Raw genomic sequence first — 10525 nt, 5'->3', positions numbered from 1 at the left:
TTAAAGACCGGCAGCCATGGCTTTGTCGATCAGCCAGTTCAGGTTCGGGCCACGGTCGCTGTTCACTTCCACCGGGCGGCCGGCCAGGCTGCTGTCGAGCGGCTCGTCAGGCTGGATCTGGACGCGGATGTCGGAGGACAGGTCGGCGCTCTTCAGGCTGGTGCTGCTGACGATCTTGCCGGTGCGGGTCTTGTCTTCGCCGGCGATCTGGAAGCTGACCGGAGTACCCGGACGCACGTCGCCGAACTGGCGATAGGAGAAGCGCGCATCAACGGTGGCCTGGGTGTTGCGCGGCACCAGTTGGAAGATCACATCGCCCTTGCTCGCGTACTGACCGTCAGCCACCAGTTGCTGGGCCACGGTGCAGTCGCACGGCGAAGTCAGGGTGCCGGTCATTTGCTTGCCGAACAGTTCTTCAACCTTGGCCGGGGCCAGTTGATCTTCGGCCAGATGGCCCTTGAGCACGTCGAGCATGCTGGTGCTGAAGGTCGCCAGCGGTGCGCCCTTGGCGGCGACGCCGTCGGACTTGACCAGGCTCTGCACGGTACCGTCGCGCGGCATGGTGATGTTCATCCCCGGCACGCTGACCAGACCGGCCTGGGCGTGGCTGACGAAGTACATGCCGTACACCGATTTGAAAATGAAGCCCGCAGCAACCAGACCGACGGCGAAGATGCCGGCGCTGAAGGTTACGGCTTTCAGACGGCCGAACGGGGTCATGCCGGTGTCGTTGGTCTTGTTCTTGCGCGCCTTGGTGAAGTTGTCGCGCTGCAGGGTCGCCAGCACCTCGCCGATGCTGACGATGTCGCCGGCCAGGTGCGAAGTGATCAGGTGGCGCAGGGTGGAAATGTCCTGCGGCTCAAGGTTCTGGAACTGGCAGCCAGCGCGGCCGGTGGCGCGATCGAAGGAACGCACCTGCAGTTCGACGTCCATGGCCAGGCCGAGGTTGTCGATGACAAATTGCAGGCGCGCCTTGTACACCTCGCCGATGGTCAGCGGCATCTGTCCGGCGTTGAACGCCAGACCGCCAGCGGACAGGTCCAGGACCCGCGCTTCGAGCGGAGTCCGGTCAGGGCCGAAGAAACGCAGCTTGGCCGGGATTTTCACGCGAGCGTGCTGGCGCTGGGCTTCGGATTCATGCACTACGTTGACGTTGACGGCGGTATTCATAGGGGCGATTTCCTTGTTAATTCAATAGGGGCGGGTCAGACCATCATCAGCAGCACGGCGACAAAGATGCTGCCGGCGGAGAAGGTCATGGTCCGAGACGACCAAGTGTTGAACCAACGTTGAAAGCTGGCGAGATCACGGGTCAGGGAAGTGGGCTGGCGAGTCCAGGATTGTTGGTCGAGGCGGAAGAACACGTAGATCTTCACCAGGGCGCCAACGATCTGGTTGTAATACAGGATCGCCGGGTAAGCCGGGCCGATGCGGTGGCCGGAACACGACAGCAACAGCGTCAGGATCAGGCGAGTGATGCCGATCCACAGCAGGTACACCAGGATGAATGCGGTGCCGTACTTGAAGCTGGCGATCAGTGCCACGGTCAGGCCGAGCAGCGAGGTCCACATCGACACGCGCTGGTCGAACAGCACCACCGAAGTGAACGCGCCGAGGCGGCGGATACCCAGACCTAAAGCACGCGAGTTCTGGCGCAGGTTGTTGCCGTACCAGCGGAACATCAGCTTGCGGCTGGCCTTGATGAAGCTCTTTTCCGGCGGGTGCTCAACGGTGTTGATCGCAGCGTCCGGCACGTAGAAGGTGTCGTAACCCAAGCGCATCAGGCTGAACCAGCTCGACTTGTCGTCACCGGTCAGGAACTTGAAGCGGCCCAGACGCCAGTGCTGCAGCGAGTCGCTCTCAACGTCGGCGATGAATTCCGGATTGGTCACCACGGAGGCTTTGAACACCGACATCCGCCCGGTCATGGTCAGTACGCGCTTGGACAGGGCCATGGAGCACATGTTGATGTGACGCTGGGCGAAACGCAGCTTGTGCCATTCGCTCATGATGTAGCCGCCGCGCACTTCGCAGAACTCGTTGGTGGTCAGGCCGCCGACATTGCCGAACAGCTGGAACCACGGCACGGTCTTGCGCACGACGCCTTCGCCAAGCACGGTGTCGCCGTCGATCACGGCCACTACGGCGCGGTCGTCCGGCAGGTGACGGGAGATCGCGCGGAAACCGAACGCCAGACCATCGCGTTTGCCGGTGCCGGGAATGCGCACGAAGTCGAGCTTGACCCGATCCGGCGGATTCATCCGCGCCCACAGCGCCTTGACCAGCAACTCGTCGGACATTTCCACGATCGAGCAGACAATGGTGGTCGGCAGTTCGCAGTCGATGGCTTCGCGGATCACCGAGCTGTAGACCTGCGCGGTTGTCAGCGCGTCAATACGAAAGCTGGTGACCATCAGAAACACATGCGACGGGTCGGCCGCTTTACCCAGCTTGCGTACTTTGCGACGCAGGTGCGGGTAAACGATGTAGAGAAAAATCATGCCGCGCACGAAGTGCGTTGCACCCATCGAGTAGCGCCAGATACCCACGGCGCCAATCAGGAAAATGAAGTCCTTCGACTCGGAGTCGAATGTGGACGTGGGCAGCATCAAGGCCAGGCCCATCAACAAACTTAGGTAAAACAGCCAACCGGCGGCCTGAAGTAGGCCGTGTTTTAGCCTGTGCATAATCTGCATCCGTCTCTATCTCGGGCTGGGCCCGATGGGGTTAAGGCAGGCTCGTCAATGGCCCGCTGTAGGAGCTGCCGAAGGCTGCGAACTTTTGATCTTTGGGTGTTCACTCGGGACTCAAGTGAGCCGGTAAAGATCGCAGCCTCGTTTCACTCGTCAGCTCCTACAATGGGTTCACACAGTTGGTGCGCGGTGCCGCGTTTGCGGTACCGCGCACTGACTGTGTTACCAGCAGATCCCTTCGGTGCGGCTACCGGCGCTGGTGGCCTTGGACATGAAGCCCACCAGGTCGATGACTTGCTTGCCCTGCGGCGCTTCCTGGGCCAGCGAACGGAATTTCTCGTCGCGGTTGCCGAGGATGATCACGTCGGAGTTGTTGATCACCGAGTCGAAGTCCGAGTTGAGCAGGGACGACACGTGTGGAATCTTCGATTCGATGTAGTCCTTGTTCGCACCGTGGACACGGGCGTACTCGACGTTGCTGTCGTAGATGCTCAGGTCGTAACCCTTGCCGATCAGCATTTCCGCCAGTTCTACCAGTGGGCTTTCGCGCAGGTCGTCGGTGCCGGCCTTGAAGCTCAGACCGAGCAGGGCGACTTTGCGTTTGTCGTGGCTTTCAACGATGTCGAAAGCGTTCTGCACTTGCGATTCGTTACTGCGCATCAGCGAGTTGAGCAGCGGCGCTTCGACGTCCAGGGAACCAGCGCGGTAGGTCAGCGCACGCACGTCTTTTGGCAGGCACGAACCGCCGAAGGCGAAGCCCGGGCGCATGTAGTACTGGGACAGGTTCAGTGTCTTGTCCTGGCAGACCACGTCCATCACTTCACGGCCATCGACGCCGACCGCTTTGGCAATGTTGCCGATCTCGTTGGCGAAGGTCACTTTGGTCGCGTGCCAGACGTTGCAGGTGTACTTGATCATCTCGGCAACGGCGATGTCCTTGCGGATGATCGGTGCGTCGAGTTCTTCGTACAGCGATTGCAGAACGTCACCAGACGCGGTGTCGAACTCGCCGATAACGGTCATCGGTGGCTGATCGTAGTCAGCGATGGCGGTGGATTCACGGAGGAATTCCGGGTTGACCGCAACGCCGAAATCGACGCCGGCTTTCTTGCCCGAGCAGTCTTCCAGAATCGGGATTACCACGTTGGCCACGGTGCCTGGCAGCACAGTGCTGCGCACGACGATGGTGTGACGGGTGGTTTTTTCACGCAGGACAAAACCGATCTCGCGGCACACGGCCTCGATGTAGTTCAGTTCCAGGTCGCCGTTCTTTTTGCTTGGCGTGCCGACGCAGATCATCGACAGGTCAGTATCACGAATCGCCTCGGCGAAGTTGGTCGTGCCGCGCAGACGACCAGTCTGGATACCCTGTTGCAGCAGTTCGCCCAGGCCTGGTTCAACAATCGGCGATTTGCCGGCGTTAATCATGTCGATCTTGTCTTTGGCAACGTCGACGCCAACTACGTCATGGCCCCGTGCAGACAGGCAACCGGCACATACTGCGCCAACGTAACCCAAACCAAATATGCTGATGCGCATCGCAATTACCTCTGTATATATCTGGCCTTAGATGGCCGGAGTTAATGGTGTTCAGCGGTCACTAGTGCACTCGAAAGTGCGGCTTACAGGCGCCACAATGCCGTGTGCAGGCATACAAAGTTCCGAGTGTCTAATAAGTGCACTCAAGATGTGCGCAACTAGGCCTTGTTGTTATGACTTGCCCTGTTATGCAGCCGATCTTCCGTGCGGGAAGACTCTTGTGCAGTCGTATTGCCTGCTCGACGTCGGGTAGGGAGCCCGTAAATCAAGCAGTTAGGTGCTCAGGCGAGCACGTTTATAGGGGCGCGGCCTTGGCCTTTGTAGGGGATATTAATGGTGCGTATCTCCTGTCCATCGATTGTTTTGAGACTGGTTAGTCATCTAGGCAAGTTGCTGTGACAACTTGGTTACATGGCTGTCTGGTCTGCGTAAGTTATCTCGTACAAACTCGGCGAGAATCGTTACCGGTGGTATGAGCAACGCATTTGGACATAGTTCCAGCCCGCTCATCGTGCCGGCTGAAATTTTTTGAAATATGGACAAAGATGGCACTGGTTTCAAACTGATAGCACTTGGGGCTTGGCCCTTTATTAATCGGGGGCTAAACGGGGTCGATAGTTTTGTGCCACTACGGTTGAAAAATTTACGTGCCACTACTGAAAAAAAACTTCGACGTCGAGTGAAACTAAAATTAGAAAAGAAGGTGTTGATTTATTGGCGCCATGAAATTGGCGAGAGGCGGGGAAGTTATTTTGACTTCGGGCGGACTGCACGACTCTTTGCGCCAAGAGTCGTGCAAAGGGCATGCTTTATTCTGGAGCGTGGTCGCGCAAAAACACCAGATTGTCGCGTTTCGATTGTTCGGCGCTGTAGCGGTACCCCTGCACGTCGAATTGCTTGAGCTGCGCCGGATCGTTGATGCGTTCCTGAATCACGAAGCGGCTCATCAGGCCACGCGCTTTTTTGGCGTAGAAACTGATGATCTTGTACTGGCCGTTCTTCTGATCCTTGAACTCGGTGTTGATGATCCGCCCATTCAAAGCGCTGCGCTTGACCGCCGAAAAGTATTCGTTGGACGCGAGGTTGAGCAGCACGTCATCGCCCTGGTCGGCCAGCGCTTCGTTCAGCCATTCACTGATCCGCGTGCCCCAGAACGCGTACAGATCCTTGCCGCGGGCGTTGGCCAGTCTGGTGCCCATCTCCAGGCGGTAGGGTTGCATGAGATCCAGCGGCCGCAGCAGGCCATACAGGCCGGAGAGCATGCGCAGATGCTTCTGCGCGTAATCGAAATCCGCTTCGCTGAACGACTGCGCGTCCAGCCCGGTGTAGACATCGCCCTTGAACGCGAGGAGGGCCTGCTTGGCGTTCTCTGGTGTGAAGGCCGGCGTCCAGCTGCCGAAGCGTGCGGCATTGAGGCCACCGATCTTGTCGGACACGTGCATCAACTCGCTGATTTGCGCCGGGCTCAGCTCGCGCAGTTGCTGGATCAACTCCTGGGAATGGTCGAGGTACTGCGGTTGGGTGAAGCGCTGGGTCGCCGGCGGTGTTTCGTAATCGAGGGTCTTGGCGGGGGAAATCACCATCAGCATGAAGTCGTCTCCTTTAATCGTGGGGGCGATTCTAGGGGGTTGTCCTTGTTGACTCCAGCTATGAGCGTGATAGGTGATCGGTGGTGTCATGTAACAAGCTCGCAGCCTCGCTGGAGCTCGACAGCTCCTACAGACTGCGCTCGAGATGAAATGTGGGAGCTGCCGAAGGCTGCGATCTTTTGATCTACCCGCGATATAGTGCCGCGCGGGTTTTGTTATGGAGACATCCCTTTGCGCATTGTTCTTTTCTTCACCGCATGGCTGCTCGGCTTCGGTGCCGTCGCGGCGCCGGGTGACGTGGCGACGCTGGATCGCACGACCTGGCCGGAACAGCTGAGCAATCCGACCCTGTTCGACGTTGCGTCGCGGGCGGAGATCCTCATGTTCGCCCGAGGCCTGCTCGGTACCGAATCCATTGATGAACCGGCACTGGCCCAGCGTCTGGGCCTGCGCACGGTCAATATCGATGCGGTCAATCAACTGCGCCAGCGTCTCTGGCAGCGCTTGTTGATCAACTACAACCACGCCCAGCAAAGCTGCGATCAGGACGCCTCTTTCTGTTTCCTTGTCGAAGATTTGCCGACCCTGCGCGAGCAGGCCGCGAAATTCGTTGTCAGCGACGACAGTTATTACACCAGATGGGCCGAGCCGAGCCGGATCTTCCATTTGCAGTACCTGGACGAGCTGATGCGCAAGGCCGCGCTGTTTCCCCAGACCAGCAGCGAAGTCGATCGATTCGGCGACTACGAACGCAACGGCGAGGACATGCATGATCGCCTGTTTCTGCTGACCTTCGACAGCGCCGCCAACGTGCAACCGGACAACACCGACTGGCTGACCGAATACCTGCGCAAGAGCAACCTGAGCGGGACATTCTTCGTGCTGGGCAAGGACATTCAGGCGCGGCTCACCGGCCGCTCGGTCAGCAGTGTGCAAGCGAGCTTTTCGCAGCAGTGCGTAGGCGTGCAGGGCTGGGAGTTCCGCTCGCACAGCCATTGGCAGGACTGGCAGGATTCGGTGCGGCGCAGCGCCGATCTGGTGAAGAACAAATTGCCGGAAAACTACGTGCCGCTGTTCCGCCCGCCGGAAGGCCAGCGCCGCAGTGATGCGCAAGGATTCTTCAATACTCAAGGCCTGCAGGTGGCGCTGTGGGATATCGATGCCCAGGACGGCGCCGGCAAACTCAAGGGTCCGGCCAGTGCGCAACGGGTGCTGACCCTGATGCTGTTGTGGCGTCACGGAGTGATCAATTTCAACATGAAACAGGATGCGGTGAAGACGTCATTGCCGTGGCTGATCACCCAGACTGCGCAGAGCGGCATCGGCTGGGAAGACTGTCAGGACGCGTTTCGTTGAGAACCGCCAGAAAGCCCGGAAACATTGGGCTTGGGCTGATTTTCGGAAGGATTTCGATGCAGGCGGACTTCCGACTTTAGCGGGGTCTGGGCAGTCCGCCAAGGGCTTTTCGTCACTCTGCAAAATAAACTTAAAAAAACCGTCAAAGTACTTTTTTATGTCATCGGTTTTGGAGTATTACGAAGACAGACCGCCGAAACCTGCAACACAGGTGGCGTCTTCCCAGACTCCTATTTGTGTGCAGTTCATCCAGGCCCTCATGGATGAATTCGGCAGTCACTTCGAGGCGCAGCACTGTCACGGTATTGCGTCGAATGGCTCCCACAAAGGTGACCGAGTATGGATGATCACGGACGCAGCCCTTCCTCCAACCAGCCAATCCTTTATGTACTCGATACCAACGTATTGATTCACGATCCAAACGCCCTGCTGAATTTCGAAGAACACCACGTCGCCATTCCGATGACCGTGCTGGAAGAGCTGGACAAGCTCAAGAGCGGGCATCACAGCGTGGCCGCCGAATGCCGTCAGGCGATCCGCCTGATCGACAAGACCCTGGGCGATGCCTCTCCCGAAGACGTCGAGCTGGGCGTGCCGATCCAGCGCGGCAAGGGTGGTCCGAAGGGCTTGCTGTCAATTCTGATGAGCAAGCAGGCCGAGTCGAACCTGATTCTGCCCGAGCATCTCAATGACAACAAAATCATCAACCAACTGATCGATCTGCATACCCGCGATCCGCAAAAACCGGTGGTGCTGGTCACCAAAGACATCAACATGCGTCTCAAGGCGCGCGCCTGTGGCATCGATGCCGAGGATTACAGCACCGACCAACTGGTCGATGACGTGTCCCTGCTGCCCAACGGCTACCACAACATGACCGGCTCCTTCTGGGACCGGGTGAGCAAGGTCGAAACCCGCCAGGATCACGGCCGCACCTGGCATCAGGTGCAACTGATCGACAACCTGCCGGCGGTGCACATCAACGAGTTCATCATCGACGAACAGGGCTTTGTCGGCTGGATCAAGGAGATCCAGGAAGACAAGCTGCTGATCCTCGACCTGCATCAGGAGCCGCTGCTGCATCAGGAAGCCTGGGGCCTGAAGCCGCGCGACATCTATCAAAGCCTGGCGCTGTATGCGTTGCTCGATCCGGACATTCACCTGGTCAACCTGTCCGGCGCTGCCGGCTCGGGTAAAACCATCCTGGCGCTGGCCGCTGCGATCGAGCAGACCATGGTCAGCAAGCGCTATCGGCGCATCATTGCTACCCGAAGCGTGCAGGGCCTTGACCAGGAAATCGGTTTCCTGCCCGGTACCGAAGCGGAAAAGATGGAGCCTTGGCTGGGCGCAATTACCGACAACCTCGAAGCCTTGCACATGGATGACGAAAACACCCATGGCAGCGTCGACTACATCCTCAGCAAAGTGCCGCTGCAGTTCAAATCGCTCAACTACATTCGCGGACGCAGCTTCCAGCAAAGCCTGATTCTGATCGACGAATGCCAGAACCTCACGCCGCACCAGATGAAAACCATCATCACCCGTGCCGGCGCCGGTTCCAAAGTGGTGTGCCTGGGCAACCTCGCACAGATCGATACCCCTTACCTGTCCGCGACCAGCTCCGGGCTGACCTACCTGACCGAACGCTTCAAGGATTTCCCCAACGGTGTGCATATCACCCTGCAAGGGGTGCCTCGCTCGATTCTGGCCGAATACGCCGAATCGCATTTGTAATCCTTCCCACAAGACCGGGCGGCCAATCGGCCGCCCGGTTTTTTATGCCGAACACAAAACCCCTGTAGGAGCTGCCGAAGGCTGCGATCTTTCGATCTTGCTTTTCAAGAGTAAAGTCAAAAGATCGCAGCCTTCGGCAGCTCCTACACGGTTTGCGTGATAATCAAACTCGCGGATAGCTGACCCACAGGTTTACAATCCACGCTCCTGATCAGGAGTAATCCCGTGCTGACCCATCTCGATTCCCAAGGTCGCGCCAACATGGTCGACGTTACTGAAAAAGCCGTGACGTTCCGTGAAGCGACGGCCCAAGCGCTGGTGCGCATGCTCCCCGAAACGTTGCAAATGATCGTCAGTGGCGGCCATCCCAAGGGTGACGTATTCGCCGTGGCGAGGATTGCGGGCATTCAAGCAGCGAAGAAAACCAGCGATCTGATTCCCCTCTGCCATCCACTGATGCTCACCGGCGTCAAAGTCGAACTCAGTGCCGACGGTGAAGACACCGTACGCATCGTCGCCCGCTGCAAACTGTCCGGGCAGACCGGTGTGGAAATGGAGGCGCTCACTGCCGCCAGCGTCGCCGCCCTGACCATCTACGACATGTGCAAAGCCGTTGATCGTGGCATGACCATCGAGAGCGTGCGCCTGCTGGAGAAAGTCGGCGGCAAGAGCGGGCACTTCCAGGCGGCGCAGTCATGAAACTGACCGTGAAGTTTTTTGCCCGTTACCGTGAGGCGCTGGGCATGGATTCGGTAAAGGTTGAGGGTGATTTCGCCACCGTCGAGGACGTGCGCGCACTGCTCGCGCAACGTGACGGTGCCGAGGTGTTGAGCGAGCAGAACCTGATGTGCGCGCGAAACGAGGACCTCTGTCAGCTCGACGAGCCGGTGGCCGATGGCGACGAAGTAGCATTTTTCCCCACCGTGACCGGAGGCTGAGCATGGCGATTCGCGTCCAGGCCACGCCGTTCGATCCGGGTGCTGAAGTCAATGCGATGCACGCGGCCAACGTCGGCGTTGGTGCGGTGGTGAGCTTTGTCGGTTACGTGCGCGACTTCAGCGACGGGCTCGACGTGGCGGGGATGTTCCTTGAACACTATCCGGGCATGACCGAAAAAGCCCTCGGCAAAATTGCCAGCGAAGCCGAACAGCGTTGGCCGCTGCTGAAGCTGGAAGTGCTGCACCGCATCGGCGCGCTGGAACCGGGCGAGCCGATCGTCTTCGTCGGCGCCGCCAGCGCCCATCGCCAGGCCGCGTTCGACGCCTGCGCCTTCGTCATGGATTACCTGAAAACCCGCGCACCGTTCTGGAAGAAAGAAAACACCAGTGACGGCCCGCGTTGGGTTGAAGGGCGCGACAGTGATCATGCGGCTGCCGATCGCTGGAAGAAATAATCCCCGCTGTCAGCAAAAAGATCGCAGCCTTCGGCAGCTCCTGCATTGGGTCGGCGTACACCCTGTATGAGCTGCCGAAGACTGCGATCTTTTTGCTTTTCCCACCGATTGACGGGTTAAACATTAAAGTCCAGTATGGATTTACAAGTACAAAAAAAGCTTCTGTCTTGCCGCTTCCAGCTTGCCGCTTGTAGCTGCTCTTCTTGCCAAGCCAACAACAA

The 10525-nt window shown here is 58.6% G+C and carries 9 protein-coding genes; 5 read left to right on the top strand and 4 right to left on the bottom strand.

The window, feature by feature from the left end; all coding sequences use genetic code 11:
• The 4 genes from VNV36_RS23915 to yaaA form a co-directional block, all read right to left on the bottom strand.
• Entirely contained in the window at positions 1–1170 is a 1170-nt protein-coding gene (locus tag VNV36_RS23915) for a PilZ domain-containing protein (RefSeq protein WP_325721225.1), read from the bottom strand.
• 35 nt (positions 1171–1205) lie between these two features.
• Positions 1206–2687 (bottom strand): mannuronan synthase, encoded by a 1482-nt coding sequence (gene alg8 / locus VNV36_RS23910; protein WP_414705540.1) that lies wholly within the window; start codon positions 2685–2687, stop codon positions 1206–1208.
• 228 nt (positions 2688–2915) lie between these two features.
• Entirely contained in the window at positions 2916–4232 is a 1317-nt protein-coding gene (locus tag VNV36_RS23905; protein WP_325721223.1) for a nucleotide sugar dehydrogenase, read from the bottom strand.
• An 809-nt stretch (positions 4233–5041) separates the two neighbouring features.
• Positions 5042–5821, bottom strand: a complete 780-nt coding sequence (gene yaaA, locus VNV36_RS23900; RefSeq protein ID WP_325721221.1) for a peroxide stress protein YaaA — start codon at positions 5819–5821, stop codon at positions 5042–5044.
• A gap of 231 nt (positions 5822–6052) precedes the next feature.
• On the opposite strand from yaaA, the gene VNV36_RS23895 reads away from it, so the two are divergent.
• The 5 genes from VNV36_RS23895 (at position 6053) to moaE (ending at position 10304) form a co-directional block, all read left to right on the top strand.
• Positions 6053–7177, top strand: a complete 1125-nt coding sequence (locus VNV36_RS23895) for a polysaccharide deacetylase family protein (RefSeq protein WP_325721219.1) — start codon at positions 6053–6055, stop codon at positions 7175–7177.
• Positions 7178–7516: 339 nt separating this feature from the next.
• Complete coding sequence (locus VNV36_RS23890; RefSeq protein ID WP_042607708.1) at positions 7517–8911, top strand: PhoH family protein; 1395 nt, start codon at positions 7517–7519, stop codon at positions 8909–8911.
• A 225-nt stretch (positions 8912–9136) separates the two neighbouring features.
• Positions 9137–9610 carry a cyclic pyranopterin monophosphate synthase MoaC gene (gene moaC, locus VNV36_RS23885; RefSeq protein WP_325721216.1) on the top strand — a complete coding sequence of 158 codons (474 nt, stop codon included), beginning with the start codon at positions 9137–9139 and terminating at the stop codon, positions 9608–9610.
• On the top strand, positions 9607–9849 hold the full coding sequence (gene moaD, locus VNV36_RS23880) for a molybdopterin converting factor subunit 1 (protein ID WP_325721215.1): 243 nt from the start codon (positions 9607–9609) through the stop codon (positions 9847–9849). Before moaC ends, moaD begins: the two co-directional genes overlap by 4 nt.
• 2 nt (positions 9850–9851) lie before the next feature.
• The gene (gene moaE, locus VNV36_RS23875) at positions 9852–10304 is read left to right on the top strand and encodes a molybdopterin synthase catalytic subunit MoaE (RefSeq protein ID WP_325721213.1); all 453 of its coding nucleotides are present in this window, start codon (positions 9852–9854) and stop codon (positions 10302–10304) included.
• The last annotated feature ends 221 nt before the right edge of the window (positions 10305–10525 follow it).

It is taken from the genome of Pseudomonas sp. (genome assembly GCF_035554175.1).
Lineage (GTDB): Bacteria > Pseudomonadota > Gammaproteobacteria > Pseudomonadales > Pseudomonadaceae > Aquipseudomonas.
The sequence above is the reverse complement of the archived record's forward strand: the minus strand, read 5'-3'. Positions and strand labels throughout refer to the sequence as shown.